Source organism: Leptospira koniambonensis, assembly GCF_004769555.1.
Taxonomy (GTDB): domain Bacteria; phylum Spirochaetota; class Leptospiria; order Leptospirales; family Leptospiraceae; genus Leptospira_B; species Leptospira_B koniambonensis.
Genome location: NZ_RQFY01000004.1, coordinates 1,010,005 through 1,030,997 on the forward strand (window position 1 = coordinate 1,010,005; position 20,993 = coordinate 1,030,997).

Sequence of the window (20,993 nt, forward strand, 5' to 3'; positions counted from 1 at the left end):
GGATTTGAGTTATGGCGTATTTTTATAAAGGTCTAACGGCCGTCCTACTCTCCTTAGTGTCGTTCTTTGTAACGCAAAAACAGACTCAAGAGTTTGTATTCTCAGGCTCCAGTGCTGGGCTTGTACTCGTAATTTCTCTCGTACTTTTGTTCGGTGAAACTAAACTATTTCCAAAACTTCGCGGTGACGTTATTTTTTGTGTTGGAGTGGGAGCTCTATTGGGATTCTCACTTGCTTGGTTTATTGGAACTATCATCCGTTTCGAGGAATTGAATCTTGCATTGTACCTGATCCTAGGTCTTTTCGGAGCTAGAGCAGGTAAGTCTTTCGCAAAAGAACCTGGCCTTTCCATATTTGGAGGGGGCGGTGGAGGAACAGCTTCTCTAGTTGATCCGTTTGGCGTAGGCTCTATCGGTAAAGATGAAGTCAGAGACAAAATCCTAGATACTTCTGTTGTTATCGACGGAAGAATATTAGATATTGCTGATACACATTTTATCGATGGTCCTCTCATTCTTCCTAACTTCGTGTTAAGAGAGATCCAGCTTATTAGTGACTCTTCTGACCCAATTAAAAGAGCAAGAGGACGCCGTGGTTTGGAGATGTTGAACAAACTCCAAAGAAAAGGTTCCATTGAAGTTAAGATCACTTACAAAGATTATTCTGACACTAGAGAAGTTGATGCTAAGTTGATCAAACTTGCTAGAGACACCGGTGGAAAGATCGTAACTAACGATTTCAACTTGAACAAAGTTGCAGAACTCCAAGGAGTAAAAGTTCTTAACCTGAACACCTTGGCAAACGCATTAAAACCTGTTGTTCTTCCTGGCGAAGAATTGGCTATCCAAGTCATCAAAGAAGGAAAGGACGAAAACCAAGGTATCGGCTATTTAGAAGACGGAACCATGGTAGTGATAGAGAACGGCGGACATCTTGTTGGTAAAGAAGTGAAAGTTACTGTTACTTCTATCATCCAAACTGCTGCCGGAAAAATGATATTCACTAAAGCTAACGGAAACAGCGGCTTTGATAAAGGTGAACGCGCCCCTGAAAAAGAAAACAGAGGTGGTAAGGGCGGAGAACGCGGAGAAGATCGTGGAAACAGATACGATCGTGGTGACCGAGGAAACGAGGAAAGAGGCAATCGTAAAGATTACCAAAACAAAAACCAGAACCGTGGCAATTACCAAGACAGAGGCGATAAAAACGAAGGTCGCGGAGATGATTTCGGAAATCGTAAAGACTTCCAAGATCAGCAACAACAGCAATAACCAGTCGCTAAAGTGACAGAATACGGGTCGGATTAGGAATTGCCTTCAAATTCGACCCGGTTCCGAATTGACGGTATCTTCCCCCGAAAAAAAATTGAAATACGATCTCAATAAGGAGAGCCAAATGCAGGCCCAAGCGCAAGTGAAGGGACTGAAGGAGCTCGGTATAGAGCCCTCCGAAGTCTTCCATAACCTTTCATACGACGAAATTTTCGAACACGAAAAGAATAACGGTGAAACCGTTCTTTCCTCTAACGGAACCATGATGGTGGATACCGGTATTTTCACCGGACGTTCTCCAAAAGATAAATACTTCGTAGACGAACCTTCTTCTAACAAGAATATCTGGTGGTCTCATATTAACTTTAAAGCTTCCGAAGCAGTTTTCGAAGAGCTTTATCAAAAATGTGTAAACTATCTTAGCGGAAAAAAACTCTACGTATTCGACGGATACGCAGGAGCAAACCCTGAGACCAGAATTGGTCTTCGTGTAGTTTCCGAAAAAGCATGGCAGCACCATTTCTGCACCAACATGTTCCTTCGCCCAAGCAAGGAAGAGTTGGCTAACCTTCTTCCTGAATTCACTATCATCAACGCTTGCGGAGTGAAGAACGAAAAATACAAAGAGCATGGCCTGAACTCAGAAGTATTCGTGATCTTCAACCTTGCAAAAAAACTTTGTATCATCGGTGGAACCGAATACGGCGGAGAAATGAAGAAAGGTATCTTCTCTGTAATGAACTATAAGTTACCATTACAAGGAATCGTTTCTATGCATTGTTCCGCAAATATCGGAAACAAAGATGGAGACACTGCTCTGTTCTTCGGACTTTCCGGAACTGGTAAGACTACTCTTTCCACTGACCCGAACCGTAAACTGATCGGAGACGATGAGCATGGTTGGGACGATAACGGAATTTTCAATATCGAAGGCGGTTGTTACGCGAAAGTAATCAATCTTGATCCTAAGACTGAACCTGAAATTTTCGAAGCAATCAAAAGAGACGCTCTTTTAGAGAACGTAGTTTTCGACGAAAAAACGAAAGTTGTAGATTATACTTCCGCTGCTAAAACCGAAAACACCAGAGTTTCCTACCCGATCTACCATATCAAAAACATCCAAGTTCCTTCTAAAGGTGGCCACCCTAAAGTGATCATCTTCTTAACTTACGATGCATTCGGAGTTCTTCCTCCAGTGTCTCGTTTGTCTATCGAGCAAGCGATGTATCACTTCCTTTCCGGTTACACTGCGAAAGTTGCTGGAACTGAAAGAGGTGTTAAAGAGCCTACCGCTACATTCTCCGCTTGTTTCGGAGCTGCGTTCATGACACTTCACCCAACTGTTTATGCTCAGTTATTAGGTGAGAAGATGCGTAAACATAATGTTCGCGCATACATGATGAACACAGGACTTGTTGGTGGAGCTTACGGAACTGGTAAGAGGATGAACCTTCCTTCTACTCGTAAAATTATCGACGAGATCATGAACGGAAACATCGACAAAGCTCAGTTTGTGAAGCATCCCATCTTCCAAGTAGAATATCCTAAAACTGTAGAAGGTGTGGATAGCTCTATCCTGGATCCTCGCGAAGCTTGGACTGATAAAGCTGCTTACGATGAGTCTTCTAAAAAGCTTGCTGGCATGTTTATTGAGAACTTCAAAAAATATGTAGAAGGTTCTAAAGACTTCGACTTCACAGCGTTTGGACCTCAAGTATAGGCTAATCTCTAAAAAGTCGGATTGTTTTTTCCGGAGGAGTAAGTGGGATTTCCCCTTACTCCTTTTTTATGTCCTCATGGTGTCGGTAAGTTGTTGACAAACCGTTGTGCGGCGCATAATCATCATACAAACATAGGGATCAAAAGTATGGAAAAGGAAATCAAAGAAGCACTGAATTTCGCGATCGGAGCGGCAAAAACCCTGAGGGAACAAGCGGACAGTATTCTTTTAAAAGTGGAAAAAGAATTTAAAGAGCTCTCCACAAAAGGTTCTCAAGACCAAAGCGACGTTGCAAACAATCTTAGAAAGTATATCGAAGACGCATTACGTTCTGTGGAAGGACTTGCTGGCCAAGTTAATTCTAAAGTAGAAGAAGCTAAAAAAGAATTCGGTAAGAAAAACTCTAACGATTAAGATCTTATATCTTTTCGTTTATCCTTCCCCGCCTATCCAAATCAATCTATAAGATTAAAGCCTGGGATCGTCCGATTCCAGGCCCAACCATTTCGCCAATCTTTCCTTGAAAGAGATGGGAGGTGGACTTTCCATATCCAACTCGAAAGAAGTATTCCATAATGAGATATTCTGTTCGAATTTGATCTTTAGGATTTTAAGAATAGTTTCTCTTGAACTGGCAAACCATTCGGAAGAAGGGATCCCTTTTTCTGTCAGATAACCTTCTATTAGATCTATACTTCTATAATCAGAAGAAAGTGAAGAATAAGAAAAAGAATCATCTGCAAATTCTGAGAATACATTTTCCCATTCATCTGCAAAATTTCTTTCTTTGTTCCTACAATCGTAAGCCTGACAAATGGATGCACCGTAAAAGGAATAATTCTGGCTACGTGGATCTCCGGTGTAAACAGGATGGATCATACATCCAATTCTACTTCTGACTTTGATCTCTGGAGAAGTTCCGCTCACTTCTTCTGTAAGCATTCCTAAAAAGGGACAATTATAGGTGAGTGGGTCCTTCTTGATAAAATTCTTTTCTGCTTCTTCTCTTACCTTTCTGAATTCAGCCATGGTATATGGTTTGGAGAAGTCCACGGATTTTTTGAAAGTTTCAGTTCTATCTTTTAATAGAGTTCTGAATTGGTCCGGTCTTAATTCTAGATTGAATAATCCGCAGCAGGCTCCACAAGAGAACGGAACGTCTGCGGAAGGTTGGCAAAGCCCCACTTATAAACCGCCGTGAGGCAGATTCCCAGGCTTAGAAGGAAGAAATCCCAAGAATGAGAGTTCCAATTCTTTTGTTTCAGGATTTTCTACTATATTGCAGTTCAGAGGGAAGATCTGCATTCTATCTTCGTGGAAAACGATCACCTTTCCCCTATACTTTTCGATCTGCTCTCCAATAAAATCTTGTTTGATCATTGGAGCAGCAACTAGAGAGGATTCGGATTTTATTCCACGGAAGAATAGATGATTATTTGAGTTAGTAGAAACTAAGAAGATACTGATCCTTTCTAATTCCTCTAACTCTGTCAGAAGGTTTTCAAAATAATACTGGAATGTGATCAGATATCCGTCTGCAGATTCTGGTTGGATCTGACCTTTGGAGTAAAGATCGATCCAATTGATCATCTTGGAGATGGTATCCTTATTCGCAAAAAGTATTTCAGGAAGATCTGTAACAACAGGAGTGATCTCTAATTTTCTGAAATCATGAAGGCATTGGAACATCAGTTCCCACCATCTCTCCGTATTATAAGCATCGTCAGGATTGTTCGGGATATATTTTCCTAAAGAGTGATTCTGGTGATCACTGAATAAGATCCCACCGATCACTTTTGAAAATTCCTCGAAAGCAAAGATCAAATGTTCCATCAATTGATAGGAAGTAAGTGATTCTTCTTTTTGTTTTTCAGTGAACTTATAATAAGACGCTGCGATTGGATTTGGATAAAACTTAAATATTAAAGAAGGGTTAATGATCTTATGGACCGGTTTACCTTTTGCAGGATCGGAAACCACTCTAATGACTGGCTGTCCATGTAAGCTATAATTGGTCCAAGTAAGATCGCTCGGATCGTAATTCCTTCTGGCATGTTCCTTTGCTAAATACAAGGACTCGCCAATACTTTTATCCGCGAATAAGTTCGTATAAAATTGGATCGTGAAATCGATCGTATTCTGATTGTCTGCGATCTCCCAGTTGGTCCCAATAAAACTTTTGATCCCGGACATCAAAAAGGATCCTGCAAAATTGTTCATTAGATCTGCGTTCAGATTTCGAGTAGCACTCTTGTTGGACTGGCAAGAGTTGGAGAACACCATATCTGTATTGAATCCAGAGTTTTTGATCTCTCTTGCTTTTAAGATCTTTCCTTCTGAGATCAGCCATCCGTTTTCTAAAGGATCATCAGAGAAGTAAAGATGTCCCGAGTAATGGATGATATTCTTTCCTTTGATGAGAGAAAGAAGTTTTAATTTAGTAACTTGGCGTCCGCCTATGAATTCGATCTCTAATCTGGAACTTGGTACCTTCTCACTTAGAACCCTAAAGATCTGTTCTCCTTCTTTCTGAGCCCATTCTAGATCCTCTGTTGGATCTGCGATAATGAGCATACGGAGTTTTTCTTTCTCTTTGAAGGCGCCGCTACTAGATTCTCCTCTTACAGTTTTTCCTATATAGAATTTGTCTGAGAGAAAACAAGTACCATCATGCAGGAGCTCCCATGGGATCACTCCTAACTTAGGATCTATATTAAAGTGAAGATATTTTTCAGTAGTAAGTCTTAACTTTTCTTGGATGGCCGCAGGAAAAAACTGATCGTAGAAAGTTTCTCCCAGGATCTTTAGATCATGCAGAATATCAGTTTCTAGAGTTGGGGTTTGTGCGGATTTTTGGTGGATCGCAACGGAAACACGAACTAAGTTTTCGATTTCCTTAATATACTCTAAAATTAGATCTTCATCCATTGTGGACTGAAGATGTGATTCTGATCCGCTGCCGGAACTATCCAGAATATTGAATACGTTTACGGCACCGACTCTGTCTATGATTAGGTTCAGCATTTGATCTAAAAACTGCGCCTAAGAAGTTTCCTCGCCGTGACATAAGAGTCAGGAAGGAAACTGGTTACAACGCTCTTAATCCAAAAGGATAAAGAGATCTATGGATTTAGACAAGTCTTTTCCCTGAAACTCTACTGTGTACTTTCCTTCTCTCAATCCGGAGAAATTAGTGATCCCTTCGGAGTTGAATTGGTTAGAAAGTATAAATCTTCCGTCCTTAGAAAGATTAACTCGTTGGAAATCTTCCGGTCTTGGACATTCGATTTTGACACTTAAGTAAGCGGTTTCGTCGGTTTCTTGTACGACTTGGTAAGTAAACTTGCAGTCCTTATCCATTTTTTCTTCAAATACAATGAACTCTGAAGAAGAAGGCGATTTTGCTACTGCAGAACGCATAGCAGGCGCATAATCTACACGAGTATTGATCTGAAGAGTTTCAATCAGGCTTCCGAAAAGTTGTGCTCCGGATTTTCCTAATTTAACTACGATAGATTCTTTTCCCTGTGCCTTACGGGCTAATTCCATTTCCACATATCTTTTCAGATATTCAGGAAAAGGTTTAACCTGCCAGCCTTCGTTTAGTTCGGCCTTATTCAGATCCAGATCCTCTTGGAAGGATTGGAAAGAATGTGTACGTGAAGCTGAATCGAAGTAGGACTCACCGGCAGCTTTTAGACTAGCCTGAAGAGCTTCTTCCATTCTAATAAGTTCGTTTTGTAGTTCGGTGTCTTTTTCTAGTTTAGTCAGAACTTCAGGTTTCCCTTCAAATAGTGACTGGATTATTTCTGGCACCGAGTTTTCGCGGTTGGATTCCATTTGAGTAAGATTCTCCAATAGGTTTTAAGACGATTCTTTCTACTCAGACAATTCCGAAAATTTGAGTTTTTTTTGTATTTTTTCGATCAATCTGAGTAATGTAACGCTCACATTTCCCTCGGTTATCCCTAAAAGGTCAGCAACCTCTCTATACGGGGTCCTTGCCAGGAAATGGCCTTTTTTGCGCTTTTCTAATAGTTTTTTGCGTTGTTCGTATTTCTTCTTTAATGCTTGGGAAGTTTTATCTATTTCTTGAGGGAGTAAGGGAGCTTTCTTAACAGTTACGGTCTGCTTTTCTTTCAGCTCTAGAATATTTAAATATAGAGACGTAATCTTGTCTTCCATACGGATATTCTCTTCTTCCCGCTTGGAAAGTTCAGAGCGAAGTCCCAAAATTTTCTTTTTAATTTCTTCTATACCCAGATTTGTTTTTTCGATCAGGAATTGGATCTCTTCCTCGTCTAGGTTGAGGTAATATATATATGAAAGTTTGAAAATGACTCTCTTTTCTACACCTATCTCCCCCAACACTTGGTGGAAATGTTTGGTCAGCTCCTGAGCTTCTTCAATTAAATCAGGGCGAAGATCCGGTTCGTCTTCGATTGTTGCGTATTCTTTTCCTTCCTTGTTGATCTTTCCAAGGTTGGTCATCTTCAGCTCTCGTTTGGTTCTCTGCCAATCGATGAGCATATTACGTAGAACGGAATAGAACCATGTTCTAAAACTAGATTTACCTTTGAAGCTAGAGAATCTTGCTCCGGTTTTCAGTCTTTCGAACGCGTATAAGAAGAAGTCTCCGGCGTCATCTTCACTTAGGTGAAAGATCTTCATCGGGAAATTGTAAATATCTTCGGAATAAGACTCGAAGAATAACTTGAGAGCGGCCTCGTCTCCTTCCCCGCAACGGGTAACTAGGTCGAGGGTTTTATCCTTTGACAAATTCATTCTTTATGTAACCTTGCACCTGAGAGCCAACGATATGAGACGTAGTATATCCCTCGGAATTATCTTGGCCGCGCTCCATCTAAGCACCTTTGCGCAAAACGATAAAGTAATAAATTTTCTTTTCCCGGTGAAAACCGACGGAATCGAGAATAAGGTCACCTCGGTGTTCGGAGAATCCAGGGGGGACCATTTTCACAACGGAATGGACATCGCTTCGACTGGAGAACCGGTTTTGGCGATGGCAGAGGGAAAGATCCTCTATTCACGGTTTGGCGAAGACGATCCTTTCGGGGAAGAATTCGGAACTGGAAATTCTGTTTGGTTAGATCACGGAAATGGGACGTATTCTTCCTATTACCATTTGAAAGACGGACGACTTCCAGGTTTATTAGAAGAGCGTCTAGTCGCCGGCGGAGAAAAGATCGCTTACACCGGAAACACCGGTCATTCCAGCGGCGCCCACCTCCATTTCGTCTTACTTAAAGACTTTGGAAAGACCATCCAAGACCCTATGAAGGTTTTGCCTATCGTGGAAGATGAAAATCCTCCAGTGATCGGAAATTTACTCATTCATCAAGATGAATACAAATATAGCCAGATAAACGACGGAGATAATATTAATATTTCTCGCGCGTTTCCAGTTACTGTCGGAATCCAAGACGCAGGAAAAAAATCGGGCCAGAGAAGAGGAGTTTCTCAGATCCAAGTTTCCTTGAACGGACAATTATTGAAGAAGGCAAGCTTCTCCAATCTACATTACGAAAAAGGAGAATGGAAAAATTCAGAAGGGTTTCCATTTTCAGATCTTTATTTTAAAGATCAATACTTAGTAGGTAATTTGGATTTTCGTAATGGAGAAAATATGATCAAGGTTTTGGCCTGGGACTTCAGACAAAATCTTACCGAAAAAACATTTACATTCTACGTAAACCGTATCCGTTAATTTCTTTCTAAATTATTGTCCGGAATCTAATTTCTCATCCTATTCTTAGGGAAGGGTAAAATTAGTATTGTGAAAACGATCAAATCGTTCTTCAATAGATTCCCTTTCTAAAAATTTATACCGATTTTAAAAATCAAAAGGAGAATCCTGTGAACGAACTTAGTATTTCGAAACTTTCGGAATTCAATTGGAAAAAAATAGCAATATATACTGCTGCGATCGTATTCATTTTAACTGCTAATCCTTTGAAATGTATTAGCTCCGGTCATCGTGGAGTTGTAAGTACATTCGGTGCGGTATCTGATAGAGTTTTGGGAGAAGGTTTGAATGTAATCGTTCCTTTTACCCAATCAGTTCATTCAATCGATGTTAGATTACAAAAGACAGATGTGAATTCAAGTGCACCTTCTAAAGACCTGCAAGAGATCCATACAAGGATCACTTTGACCTATCACTTGATCCCGCAGAGTGTGAATAAGTTATACCAAGAGATCGGATTGTCTTATGAGGATACTATAGTAGCTCCAGCTGTTTTGGAAACGATGAAACATGTTACTGCTCAATTCACAGCTTCCGAACTCGTAACTAAAAGAGATGAGGTTGCTACTCAGATCCAAGATTCCTTAAGGGCGAAACTTACCAAGTTCTATATACAGATCGATGAAGTGTCTATGAAGGATTTTGAATTTTCCAAAACATTCTCCGACTCTATTGAATTGAAGCAGAAGGCAGAGCAAGATGCATTGCGTGCAAAAAATGAATTAGAAAGGGTTAAAGTAGAGGCAGAACAAAGGGTGGCGGAAGCAAGAGCGGAGGCTGAGGCTTTACGTTTAAAAAGCCAACAACTGACTCCGTTGATGGTAGAAATGGAAAGGATCAAAAAATGGGATGGTAAATACCCTGATACTTATATGGGTTCAGGAGCAAATACATTATTCCAAATTAAATAGATTTTTTATAAGAGCCGATCTGGAATCGGCTCTATCCACTTTCTTTCAAAAGCATAATATTCCATTTTTCAAAAATTCATACCGACATTATTCGTTTGTTGCAGAAGCAATATAACATCCGTCTTATAGGTCATTCAGGCTTAGCTTGCAAAGGGTTACTCTTATGTTCGAGATCATAGATACTCCGGGATTACATAGAAAAAATTATCTATTGGGGATTTCTATAGTAGTTGGCTGTATTTCTTTTGGTATTTTGGGTTTCGAATTTTTTATAGGCAATCACACCTTACGTCCTGGCTATACGGTTGCAGGAATAGCTTCTATTCTATCCTGCTTTTTATTATATAAGTCCAGATACAAAGAAGCAGTTTATCTAAATTCTTTTTTGTTTACCATAGCATTGGGACTAGGAGTTGTTTATGGTCCTGGCGTTAAGAATGCTGCAGTTTGGTTTCCGGTTTTAGTATTTTTCCAACTCTATTTTTTCAATCGTAAGATGGCGGCCATAGCAATGTTCTATTGTTTAGGACTTATCTTTTGGAAGACTGGAATTTCGATTGGATCGACTGGTAGTGAAATTTATACAGATTCAATAGCATCACTCTGTGTTCTTACTTTATTTGCTATTTTAATCGGTGCGAATATGGACAAACTGATCTTAGATAAGGATGTTCTTTTAAAAGAACTCTCTCATAGGGTCAGGAATAATATGCAAGTCATCTTAGATATGGTTTCCTTTCTGAAAGATTCTGAACAATCTATGGAAACCAGAAATGTTTTACAGATCTTAGAAAGGAGAATATTGGCTCTTGCTTCTGTTCATACTATCTCACAAGACGCGGAACATGTCCAAAGTGTTTCTATTGGAGAAGTGATCGAAAATTATTTGAATCGTATCGTTTCTAAATATAAGGCTCTTCCGAATTTGGATCCAGTTGCAAAACATTATCAGTTAGATGTGAAAGAAGCGAATCTACTTCTTTTAGTTTTGGGCGAGATAGTCTCCGCAACTTCTGAGTCTGTTACGAATCATGTCGAAGATCTGAAGATCAGTTTTAGAAATCCTACCGTTAAAACTTTGGAACTTCAAGTAGAAGGTGCAAGTTTAACTGAAGGGGATTGGAGTCGTTTTTCTAGGGACTTGCTTAGTCATTCTGGTGGAGATCTAAAAGTAGATCCAAGCGGTAGTGGAAAAGTTTCGGCTAGCTTAGTAACCTTAAGAAGATAAACTTTAAATTTTGTTTTTCCAATCTTCTAAATTGATCCTGTAAAGGACATGGGTTCTAAGTGAAGATCCTATTTGAACTCTAGGATGTTCAAATTCTCCTGAGTAATGTAATCCTATGCTATTCATCACTCCTCTCGAAGCATGATTGATCCTGGAAGTGAAAGAAACGATCTCTCTTGAATATGAATTTTCAAATCCGAATTTTAACGAAGCCATTGCAGCTTCTTTAGCATATCCTTTTCCCCAAAAGTTTTGGTCCAATCTCCATCCGATTTCTAATGCAGGTGTGAAGAATGAATTGAAATTATTGTACATTAGTCCGGTGAATCCAAAAAATTTTCCAGAGGATCTTTCTTCTAAGGCAAATAATCCGAATCCGAATTTATTCCAATGCTCATTGATCTTAAGAATGAGTTTTTCTGTTTCATATTTATTGAGTAGTTTAGGAAAAAATTTCATCACGCTCGGATGAGAATTTATTCTGGAAAAAGGCTCCAAGTCTTCTGGTTTCCATTTTCTTAATAATAAGCGGGAGGTTTCCAGCATCTGTTTGTTAAGGAAGAGTTGGATCGAGAATTAAACGGAAGAATCAAATCTTAACTGCTTGTTTAGTTCCGTTTGTTCCGTAGAGTCTTACATTATCTCCGAAACTTTCGAACACTGTATCTTCGCCCAATAATGTAACCAATCTAGTCATCAGCTCAGGATTCGGCTGGACTGAGTAATGATTATGAGCGCGGATTACTTTCTTCTCTTCGTCTCCAGAGATTAGATGGAAATACACTTGGGAATTTCCTTGGTAAGCTGCGAGTAAAGTATGCAGTTGTCCAATGATATCAGGCATTTTTCTGTGGCGGTCTCCGAGTTTGATATGAAGTGCCTTTTCCATTTTATCTTCGATGGTGGCATCGTTTAAGATCTCGAAACTGTTTACTTTGATCTGTCCTCTGAGTTCAGATTCTCCAGCTTCTATCCTGTCCAGATCTCCTTTTAGGAATACTGCCTGGTCTTCTTTGAGGATTTCTTTGAATTTTTGATATACTTTAGGAAAGGCCACACATTCTATTTCTCCTGTGCGATCTTCCAGTTTGAAGTTTATGAATTCTTCTTTTTTCTTGGTGAACTTGATCTTTAAGGAAGTAAGAATTCCGGCTACTTCTACTTTATTGCCAGCTTTAATATTATCTAATGTTTCGATTGGAACTGAGTTTAGGCTTTTTAAGTGGCTTTTATACTTATCTAATGGATGTCCTGAGAGGAAAAGACCTGTAACAGATTTTTCTCTCTTTAGTCTGTCTTCCATTTCCCATTCGTCTGCGACTTTAGGAAGTTTTAATTCATAACTGAGTCCACTCTCTCCAAAAAGTGAAAATTGGCCTTCTCTTGATCTTTCCTGTTCTTTTTGTGCGAATGAAACTAAACTATCCATGGATTCGAATAAACATTTTCGAGTGTAACCGAAAGAATCTAATGCTCCACCTTGGACCAATGCTTCCAGGATCTTTTTGTTCAATACTCGAGTGTCTATATTGGTCATGAACTCGGTGATTTCTTTGAAACCTCCGAGGTTCTTTCTGGCTTGGATAATATTTTCAGCAGCGCCTTCTCCCACACCTTTCATTGCAGAAATTCCGAATCGAATTGTTTGGTCATCGATTACGGAGAAGGATACGTCTGACTCGTTTACATCTGGAGTCAAAACGTTGATCCCCATTTCGCGAGCATTGTTTATATATTTAGTAATATCAGTAGTTTTGGAATGATCTCCGGCGAGCAATGCAGCCATATACTCGGTTGGATAATTGGCCTTCATGTAAGCAGTTTGATACGTAACTAAGGCATAAGCCACAGAGTGGGATTTGTTAAACCCGTACCCTCCGAATTTTTCCAACTGATCGAAAAGTTCTTCCGCGAATTTTTTAGCATGGCCTTGCCCTTGGGCACCATCGATGAACTTAACTCGCAGTGGATCCATAAGTTCTTTTTTCTTTTTGGCCATAGCTTTTCGGAGCATATCCGATTCGCCCATGGTGTATCCGCCCACAACACGTGAGATACTCATCACCTGCTCTTGGTAAACAGTGAGTCCGAATGTTTCTTTTAAGATAACTTCGCAAGAAGCATGAGGATACGTGACCGGCTTTTTGCCGCTCTTACGTTCCAAATATTCCTCTAACATCCCTGATTCCATTGGACCAGGACGATAAAGTGCGATTAAGGCTACGATCTCATCAAAGTTAGAAACCTGGCTCCGGGCCACAAGATCAGTAATACCGGTGGATTCTAATTGGAAGATACCAAGTGTATTCGCTTTTCTTAATAATGCATAAGTGTTTGCGTCATCCAGAGGGATTTTATCCAGATCTAATTCGATCCCTCTTCTTTCTCTTACAAGTTTGATTGCATAGTTTAGGGTCGTTAAGTTTTTAAGACCCAAGATATCCATCTTGATGAGACCGACGGCTTCCAAATTGTTTTTTTCGTATTGGGTTACGATAGAACGGAAGCCTGGTTTGTCCTTCTCTGCAACTGTGGAAAGAGGAACAACTTCCTCTAAAGGAAAAGGTGAGATAACAACACCAGCCGCGTGGCGTCCGGGCTGTCTATGGTTTCCTTCCAGACGTTTTGCAATCGCAAATATCTTTTTATTTAAGTCGTCTTTTTCACTGGCTTGTTTCAAATCCCCCGACATTGCAAGAGCTTCGTCGATTGTGATACCAGGTTTGCTTGGGCAATAACTTGTGAGTTTATTCGATTCTTCATAGGGAAGATTCATCACACGAGCAACGTCTTTGAGTGCAGCCTTTGCACCTAAGGATCCGAAAGTGATGATCTGGCCGACTCGATCTTCTCCATACTTTTGGCGGATATAATTGATCACTTCTTCTCGGCGTTCCACGCAGAAGTCTGTATCTATATCCGGCATGTCCTTTCTGTCTGGATTCAAAAATCTTTCGAAGAGCAGATTGAATTGTAAAGGTTCTACGTTTGTAATTCCGAGTGCATAAGCTACGATGGAACCGGCAGCGGATCCTCTTCCTGGACCTACTGGAATTCCGGTTTTTTTGGCGAAGTTAATATAATCCTGAACGATCAAGAAATAACCTGCAAAGTGCATGTCCTTGATCGTGTTTAGTTCGAATTCAACCCTTTCTTTGATCTCGGGAGTAACTTGAGAATAACGTTGGCGAATTCCTTCCCAAACCAATTTTTCCATAAAACCGTATTCGTCGAAACCGTCCGGAACAGCAAACTCAGGTAAAAGATAATTTCCGAATTTTAGTTTGAGATCTACTTTATCACGAACTTCTAATGTAGAATAAAATGCCTGAGGAAGTTCAGGAAAAAGAGTTTTCATCTCCGCAGGACTTTTAACGTAGAAGTGTTGGTTGAATCCAAACTCCATTTCGTCTTCGATATTTTTTCTCATTCCGATACGAAGAAGAATATCTTGGGCTTCTTTATCGTCTTTTTTCAGGAAGTGAGAATCATTTGTGACTACTAATTTAATCCCAGTCTTTTGAGCGAGATCGTATACACCTTTTGCAACAATATCTTGCTCAGGAATTCCGTGGTTTTGGATCTCTAAGTAAAAGTCTTCTTTATTGAAAATTTCGTTTAGTTTACCTGCAAGTTGGAAGGACTCAGGTGCTTTGCCTTCTAAAATTTTGCGGTTCACTTCTCCTGCGAGACAAGCAGTAAGACAGACTAAACCGTCGCTATGTCTATCGAGAAGATCGTAATCGATCCTTGCCTTCTTATAAAAACCTTCGGTGTAAGATTTACTCGCGAGCTTTATTAGGTTTTTGTAACCTATTTCGTTTTTAGCGAGAAGAATGAGATGGTATGCGTTTCCGTCGGCGATCTTAAATTCTTCAGTTTCTGCTTTTCTGTTAGGAGAAACGTAAAATTCGCAGCCGATGATAGGTTTTACACCCGCCTTGACGGCTTCGTTATAAAATTCAATGGCGCCGAACATGTTTCCATGGTCAGTCATTGCCACGGAGCTCATTCCAAGCTCCTTAACATGCTGCATTAGCTCTTTGATACGGATCGCCCCGTCGAGCATAGAGTAAGTTGTGTGGAGATGAAGGTGGGCGAAGTCTTCCATACCAAGGGACATAATAGAAATTGGGTCCTACCTCCGTCAAGCGGAGTAGCCGGAAATCTCAAAAACAGGTTCTGGATTTCCGTATCGAAATGCCAGAATTTCCCGAAGCCTTTCCCCTGCGAATCATAATGGGAAAAAATAATAAAATCTACATTTTATAGAATGCTTCTCTAAGGCGATTCACCGGAGTCTAATCCGACTTATTCAAAAGACCCGCTTGTAATGATTTTTGCTACTTATGGATCTGAAAATATTTCAAAAATAAGAGAAAGCTGATGAAAGTTTATGAAAACAATGAGGGAGGAGGTATAATTTAGAAAATCGAAATAGACTTTAAAACGCAGATTGTTTTTATTCCCTTCAAAACACATGCAAAAAGAAAATTCAATCAACATAAGAATCGCTTCCCGTTCCGATCTAGAAGAACTTTCGGAATTATTCGACCTTTATCGTAAATTTTACGAACTCCCTTCCAATCTTGCAGGAGCAAAAAAGTTTTTAGAAGATAGACTTTTGCATAAAGATTCTGTTTTGATCGTTGCAGAAGATGGAGGAAGGCTACTCGGTTTCGCGCAATTGTATCCAATCTTCTCTTCATTATCCATGAGAAGGGATTATATACTTAATGATCTGTATATTAGAGAAACAGAACGTAAAAAAGGAACTGCTAAAAAAATCCTAGACGGGGCCGCGAATCACGTAATAGAACATGGCGGCAAGGGAATGGGATTAGAAACTCATCCAGACAATCGCCACGCGAGACATTTATATGAACGTTTTGGATTTAAATTAAATGAAGAATATTTGCACTATTATTGGGAGATCCCTAAGGAAAAATAGGGAATGAAGATCCTTTACCTCTATTTTTTTTGAGCTTTTCTTGGGAGAGCTTTTTTTAATATATTCTGATTTATTTGGAATCTATTTGAGCTGATTTCAGTAATTAATTCTAATCTTATTAATTCCTGAATATCTCGATCAATTGTCTTATCTGACAAGTCTTTATATATTAAAGTAAGTTCTCTAGATAATAATGTTATTTCCTCTATAGATACTGGCCGATCATACGGCATGGATAATACTAAATTTCTTCTTCTTTTATTTACCTTTTCATTTTTCGCAGTCAAGAGGCCATGACTAAACGTATCATGGATATATCCGCGCCAAAATATTTCAACTTGGGACTTGTTGATGGTTGCCATAACTTTTTTAAGCCCATCTAAATAGCCTTTAACTGCATAAGCTATGAACTCTGATAAGTCTCCTGTCCTAGTTGATTTATCTAAATGTGCATAATATTCCGGTCTTGTTTCATTATAAAAATTTGATAAGATGTGAGAGGCGAAGTCTGGATTCCCTGCTCTCAATAAGATAAAAAATTCTAATAGTCTTGCTGTCCGTCCATTTCCGTCTCCAAATGGATGGATCCAAGCAATGTATACATGCGAAACTATAGATTGAATTACAGTTTCTGCAAAACTTTGCCCTTTTTCAAAATGAAAGTGATTTTTCATCCAGTGGCAGAGCTCATTTAGTAACGATTCTATATTTTGATGATCAGGGGGTCTATATTTGCCTACGACTACATTTTCTTTGCGAAATTGTCCTGGTATAGCACGAAAGATTTCACCTAAATTTTTTCCGACTTTGGTGTGTAATTCTTTAATTAGATCAAGCGATAATAATGGTCGATTACCATCGATTACTTGCGTAAGAATAGTATTGAAAGCTTCTAATATGTTTCTTACTTCTTGGGCTTGATATTCTTTACTAGGGGAGAGTTCTTTCCCTTCTATTAATTCATTTATTTCTTCTTCGGAAAGCGTATTCCCTTCGATGGCGGTTGTAGATTGAGCCCCTTTGACTAGGGAAACATGTAATAGTTGGCGTCTATAATTAGGAAAGATAGGCGTCTCTGATAATGTCAGAATTAAGGCTTCACATTGTCCTAATTCATAGACCGTTTTCTCGTTTATAAGCCATATCGGCTTAAAAGAAATGTGAGCATAGTTGGGCATGAGGCTTAAGAGAATTATCTCCCAAAAGATTGGACAAAAATGATACTAATTTTGTCCAAAAATATGTCCAGCGTTTTGTCTAATTATCGGTCTAACTTCGTCCATACGACTGTACTAATAAAAAAATGATGTGAATACGTATTCTGCGGAGAAGGCTGAATTGTTATACTATGTCCTATTTAAAAATCAGACATAATTCAAGAATTTCGAAAAATCAACCCTTAGGAGGCAGAGGTCCCAATTTATCCAGCAACATCTGGTTCACTAAATTCGGATCTGCTTTTCCTTTGGAAACCTTCATCACATAGCCTACGATTGCGCCTAGAGCTCTGTCTTTACCAGATTTGTATTTTTGGACAGCGTCTTCGTTTGCAGCAATTGCTTCGTCTACGATCCTTTCGATCTCTTTATCGTCACGAACTACGATCAGATTTTTTTCGGTCACGATTGTTTCCGGATCTTTGTCTGAATCGAGCATCTCTTCGAAGACAGTTTTGCCGATTTTACCGGATATTTTTCCGTCAGCGATCAATTTTACTAAGCCGCCGATTCTTTCAGGACTTACTTTGAATTCGGAAATAGTAATACTTTCTTTATTAACAATTCCTAATACTTCGTCTTTGACCCAGTTAGAGGTTTTTTTAGCGTCTCCGGAAACTTTAAGAGCGCTTTCATAATAGTCTGCGATCTCTCTTTCTGCGGTTAGAACTTCTGCATCATATTTAGGAAGTCCCAGTTTTTCTACAAATCTGTCCCTTCTTGCATCCGGAAGTTCCGGAAGAGATTTTCGGATATCTTCCACTGTTTCTTTGGTAAGAATTACTGGAGGAAGGTCCGGATCTGGAAAATATCTATAGTCATGGCTCATCTCTTTGGTTCTCATTGTGAGAGTTACGTTGGATGCCGAGTCCCAAAGTTTAGTTTGTTGAGGGAAAGTTTTTCCCTGAGTGTACATATCTCTTTGCCATTCTACTTCGTAATCGATGGCAGCTTTAACTGCTTTAAATGAGTTTAGGTTTTTGATCTCTACTCTTGTTCCGAATTTATCAGAACCTTTAGGACGAATGGAAACGTTTGCGTCGCAGCGGAGTGAACCTTCTTCCATATTACAATCAGAAACTCTAATATATCTAAGAACTGATTTAAGAGCTAAAAGATAATAATATGCTTCGTCGGAAGAACGCATGTCCGGTTCTGAAACGATCTCTATCAAAGGAGTTCCTGCACGATTCAAGTCTACATAAGATTGAGGAATTTTAGGATCTGCGGAGTGTATTAATTTTCCGGCATCTTCTTCTATATGAATGCGTGTAAGAGTCACGAATCTATGTTTATCTTCTCCCTTGACCGTAAAATAAATTTTTCCACCTTCGCAGATCGGTCTGTCGAATTGTGAAATTTGGTAACCTTTCGGAAGGTCAGGATAAAAATAATTTTTTCGATCGAACTTAGTATGAAGAGTGATATTGGAACCGAATGCAAGACCAGCCATGATCGCCTTTGTCAATGCCTCTTCGTTTAAAACAGGCAAAGAACCCGGAAGTCCCAAACACACAGAGGAAACCTGGGAATTAGGAGGGGCTCCGAACTTGGAAGGGCTATCGGAGAAAACTTTGGAATCCGTATTTAATTGAGCATGTACTTCCAAACCGATGATTACTTCGTATTCCATTAGGGCTCCCTTGCCTCAGTTTCCGAAAGAACAGGAAATTTTTCCTTATTCTTGAAATTTTAGAGGCCTATGTAGTTATTCTTCTAAGAGGACCAGTACCGGCAACGGATTTTTGAATGAAACAAACTCTTTGTATAGCCAATCAAAAAGGGGGAGTGGGGAAAACCACTACGTCTGTCCATCTTGCTGTGGGTCTTGCCAGAAAGGGAGAAAGGGTTTTACTTATAGACCTGGATGCCCAGAGCAACGCGACTTCTGTGTTTTTGGAACCTTCGTCCAAAAATGGTAAGGACTCTTTTTTACTTTTTAGCGAGAAGGTCCCAATTCGTGAATTGATCATTCCTACCCGGATCCAGGGATTGAGTTTGCTTCCAGCTTCTTCCAAATTATCTCAAATAGATGTTTTGCTTTCTGGAAAAATGGACGGCTTTTTTGTTCTGAAGGAAGCCCTGGAAACTGTCGCAAATGATTTTGACTGGGTGGTGATCGATTGCCCTCCTAGTCTTTCCTTGATCACTATGAATGCTTTTGTAGCTGCGACTGGACTTATTGTTCCATTACAAATCTCTAAGTTTTCGTTGGATGGGATAGAAGCGATCTTAGAAGCCAAAAATCATACAGTAAAAAGGTTTAACCCTGATCTGAAAATTTTGGGAGCATTATTGACCTTATTCCAACAAAGGACCACGATGTCTCAAACGGTGGTTCCTATGATTGAAGAACATCTTCGTTTATTCGAATCTAAAATTCCTCCGTCTGTTGCCGTAGAAGAGGCACATCTTTTGAACCAGTCATTGTACGAATACCAACCCAAAAACAAAACGACCAAGGCCTACCAGCAATTCACAGACGAGGTCTATTCTTTTGGCGGGTAAGAAGGACTTATTAAAAAAAGCGGCAGGTGCAGCCGTCAAAAAAACATTAGGGGGAGAAGTTTCCCCGGAAGATAAACCTAATCCTAAAGCTCCGGAGACTTCCGAACAAAATTCCAAGCCCGCGATTTCAGAATCGATTTCCACTTCTTCTTCTGAACCAACTCGGTCTGTCCCTGAGCAAAGTCCTAAGCCAGAGACTCATTCTACTCCTTCTGAAGCGCCGGAAAGCCGGGAAAAACAATTGCCCAAAAAAGAGCCCATTTTCAAGCTAAACAACGGTATGAGGATAGAAGAATACACACAAACGGGACTCCGTGATTCTAACGGAAATAAAAAATGGATCCGCATTCTCGGTGTCTTCTTGGTATTGATCTTTGTTTGGTGGATCTGGCCTTCTAAACACGAGATCTATATGGACGTGGATAAGATGACTCCGGATAAAGTTTCCGGAATGGGTTCTGAAAAAGAATACCATTTCACCCATGGACAAGACTTTTTCATTTATTATAGAAGAGGCGGTTGGTTTTCTCCAGACAAGATCAAACTTACGATCTATAAAGTGGATGAATCCAAAGAAGAGATCAGCGTTCAAGAAAAAGAATTCAAACGCAGATTTGATAAATTCCAAACCTATTATGATGATTCTTTCTTCGATGACGAAGGTTCTTACGAAGCTGAGATCAAAGACGAGAATGGAGAAATTCTCGTTACTAAAAAGTTCACCATCGACTAGATGAAATTTTCAAAATTTATAATATTCTTCATTTGCTCCTTTGCATTCTTTTGTGAATCCGCAGAAAAACCCCAAGGTCTTCCTGCAGGTGCAAAATACGATAAAAACATGAACGCGTATATTCTAAACGAGCCAGGACTCGCCAGAATATATTATGATAATGGAAAGTTATATTTCGAATGTCCTGTAGATGAGAACAAACTCTATCACGGACTATGTAAATCTTATCTCAGATCCGAAGAAGGTGTCTCTTCTATCGGAAAATACGAACACGGCTCTAGGATAGGGGATTGGGTTTGGTATTTTGCAGACGGTAAACCTTATATTAAACAAAGATTTGGAAGTCAGCCCAAAGATCAATTCGCCCAAATGAACGGGGACGAAGGAAACGAAGACGGTCCTTACGAGAGATATTATCCAGAAGGTTCTCTAGAAGCAAAAGGCAATTATAAGAACGGACAAAAATCCGATTTCTGGCAGAAATACTTCAAAGACGGAGAACTGGAATATTCAGGTTATTATTCCAAGGGGAGAAAGATCCGCACTTGGTTCTATTATTTCCCAAATAGACAAACAGAATCTGTCGAAGTTTTTGATGAGAATGGTAACTTCTTATCCAGAACTATCTTTTCCCCAACTGGAAAAGTTCTCTGCGAAGTTCAGAAAAAAGAATCTAGCTGCGGATAA

18 protein-coding genes are annotated in these 20,993 nt (G+C 39.6%); 10 read left to right on the forward strand and 8 right to left on the reverse strand.

Translation table 11 applies throughout. The annotated features are described in order from the left end of the window. The first annotated feature begins 11 nt into the window (after positions 1-11). The 3 genes from EHQ52_RS08695 to EHQ52_RS08705 all read left to right on the forward strand — a co-directional run bounded on the left by EHQ52_RS08695 (position 12) and on the right by EHQ52_RS08705 (position 3,405). The gene (locus EHQ52_RS08695) at positions 12-1,271 is read left to right on the forward strand and encodes a PIN/TRAM domain-containing protein (RefSeq protein WP_135614799.1); all 1,260 of its coding nucleotides are present in this window, start codon (positions 12-14) and stop codon (positions 1,269-1,271) included. A 124-nt stretch (positions 1,272-1,395) separates the two neighbouring features. Next, complete coding sequence (pckA, locus tag EHQ52_RS08700; RefSeq protein ID WP_135614800.1) at positions 1,396-2,991, forward strand: phosphoenolpyruvate carboxykinase (ATP); 1,596 nt, start codon at positions 1,396-1,398, stop codon at positions 2,989-2,991. A 147-nt stretch (positions 2,992-3,138) separates the two neighbouring features. After that, positions 3,139-3,405: a phasin-related domain-containing protein gene (locus EHQ52_RS08705; protein ID WP_100708835.1), complete on the forward strand. Its 267-nt coding sequence runs from the start codon at positions 3,139-3,141 to the stop codon at positions 3,403-3,405. A gap of 54 nt (positions 3,406-3,459) precedes the next feature. On the opposite strand, the gene EHQ52_RS08710 is transcribed toward EHQ52_RS08705, so the two are convergent. The 4 genes from EHQ52_RS08710 to EHQ52_RS08725 form a co-directional block, all read right to left on the reverse strand. After that, the gene (locus EHQ52_RS08710; protein WP_135614801.1) at positions 3,460-4,176 is read right to left on the reverse strand and encodes a hypothetical protein; all 717 of its coding nucleotides are present in this window, start codon (positions 4,174-4,176) and stop codon (positions 3,460-3,462) included. After that, the gene (locus EHQ52_RS08715) at positions 4,177-6,015 is read right to left on the reverse strand and encodes a CHAT domain-containing protein (RefSeq protein ID WP_135614802.1); all 1,839 of its coding nucleotides are present in this window, start codon (positions 6,013-6,015) and stop codon (positions 4,177-4,179) included. A gap of 75 nt (positions 6,016-6,090) precedes the next feature. Continuing rightward, positions 6,091-6,831: a hypothetical protein gene (locus EHQ52_RS08720; RefSeq protein ID WP_135614803.1), complete on the reverse strand. Its 741-nt coding sequence runs from the start codon at positions 6,829-6,831 to the stop codon at positions 6,091-6,093. 39 nt (positions 6,832-6,870) lie between these two features. Beyond that, positions 6,871-7,776 carry a sigma-70 family RNA polymerase sigma factor gene (locus tag EHQ52_RS08725; protein ID WP_135614804.1) on the reverse strand — a complete coding sequence of 302 codons (906 nt, stop codon included), beginning with the start codon at positions 7,774-7,776 and terminating at the stop codon, positions 6,871-6,873. Positions 7,777-7,810: 34 nt separating this feature from the next. Here EHQ52_RS08725 and EHQ52_RS08730 point away from each other — a divergent pair, with 34 nt between their 5' ends. From EHQ52_RS08730 to EHQ52_RS08740, 3 genes are all read left to right on the forward strand, one after another. Continuing rightward, positions 7,811-8,719, forward strand: a complete 909-nt coding sequence (locus tag EHQ52_RS08730; protein ID WP_167492194.1) for a M23 family metallopeptidase — start codon at positions 7,811-7,813, stop codon at positions 8,717-8,719. A gap of 197 nt (positions 8,720-8,916) precedes the next feature. Then, a complete protein-coding gene (locus EHQ52_RS08735) occupies positions 8,917-9,669 on the forward strand; it encodes a prohibitin family protein (protein WP_135615697.1) in 753 nt (250 codons plus the stop codon). Positions 9,670-9,832: 163 nt separating this feature from the next. Next, positions 9,833-10,897 (forward strand): histidine kinase dimerization/phosphoacceptor domain -containing protein, encoded by a 1,065-nt coding sequence (locus EHQ52_RS08740; protein WP_135614805.1) that lies wholly within the window; start codon positions 9,833-9,835, stop codon positions 10,895-10,897. 3 nt (positions 10,898-10,900) lie between these two features. Here EHQ52_RS08740 and EHQ52_RS08745 read toward each other — a convergent pair whose 3' ends face one another. Then, entirely contained in the window at positions 10,901-11,443 is a 543-nt protein-coding gene (locus tag EHQ52_RS08745; protein ID WP_135614806.1) for a GNAT family N-acetyltransferase, read from the reverse strand. A 43-nt stretch (positions 11,444-11,486) separates the two neighbouring features. Then, positions 11,487-15,008 carry a DNA polymerase III subunit alpha gene (gene dnaE, locus EHQ52_RS08750; protein ID WP_208653505.1) on the reverse strand — a complete coding sequence of 1,174 codons (3,522 nt, stop codon included), beginning with the start codon at positions 15,006-15,008 and terminating at the stop codon, positions 11,487-11,489. Between the two features lie 369 nt (positions 15,009-15,377). On the opposite strand from dnaE, the gene EHQ52_RS08755 reads away from it, so the two are divergent. After that, positions 15,378-15,848: a GNAT family N-acetyltransferase gene (locus tag EHQ52_RS08755; RefSeq protein WP_135614808.1), complete on the forward strand. Its 471-nt coding sequence runs from the start codon at positions 15,378-15,380 to the stop codon at positions 15,846-15,848. Positions 15,849-15,868: 20 nt separating this feature from the next. Here the strand turns inward: EHQ52_RS08755 and EHQ52_RS08760 are convergent, their stop codons facing one another. Next, entirely contained in the window at positions 15,869-17,026 is a 1,158-nt protein-coding gene (locus EHQ52_RS08760; protein ID WP_135614809.1) for a Fic family protein, read from the reverse strand. 214 nt (positions 17,027-17,240) lie between these two features. Further along, a complete protein-coding gene (gatB, locus tag EHQ52_RS08765) occupies positions 17,241-18,698 on the reverse strand; it encodes an Asp-tRNA(Asn)/Glu-tRNA(Gln) amidotransferase subunit GatB (RefSeq protein ID WP_135614810.1) in 1,458 nt (485 codons plus the stop codon). A gap of 116 nt (positions 18,699-18,814) precedes the next feature. On the opposite strand from gatB, the gene EHQ52_RS08770 reads away from it, so the two are divergent. Genes EHQ52_RS08770 through EHQ52_RS08780 form a run of 3 tightly spaced genes read left to right on the forward strand, consistent with a single transcriptional unit; the run spans position 18,815 to position 20,993 of the window. Then, positions 18,815-19,573 carry a ParA family protein gene (locus EHQ52_RS08770; RefSeq protein WP_135614811.1) on the forward strand — a complete coding sequence of 253 codons (759 nt, stop codon included), beginning with the start codon at positions 18,815-18,817 and terminating at the stop codon, positions 19,571-19,573. Next, entirely contained in the window at positions 19,563-20,306 is a 744-nt protein-coding gene (locus EHQ52_RS08775) for a hypothetical protein (RefSeq protein WP_135614812.1), read from the forward strand. Before EHQ52_RS08770 ends, EHQ52_RS08775 begins: the two co-directional genes overlap by 11 nt. Beyond that, positions 20,307-20,993, forward strand: coding sequence for a toxin-antitoxin system YwqK family antitoxin (locus EHQ52_RS08780; protein WP_135614813.1), 687 nt, complete (start codon positions 20,307-20,309; stop codon positions 20,991-20,993). It abuts the gene before it with no gap.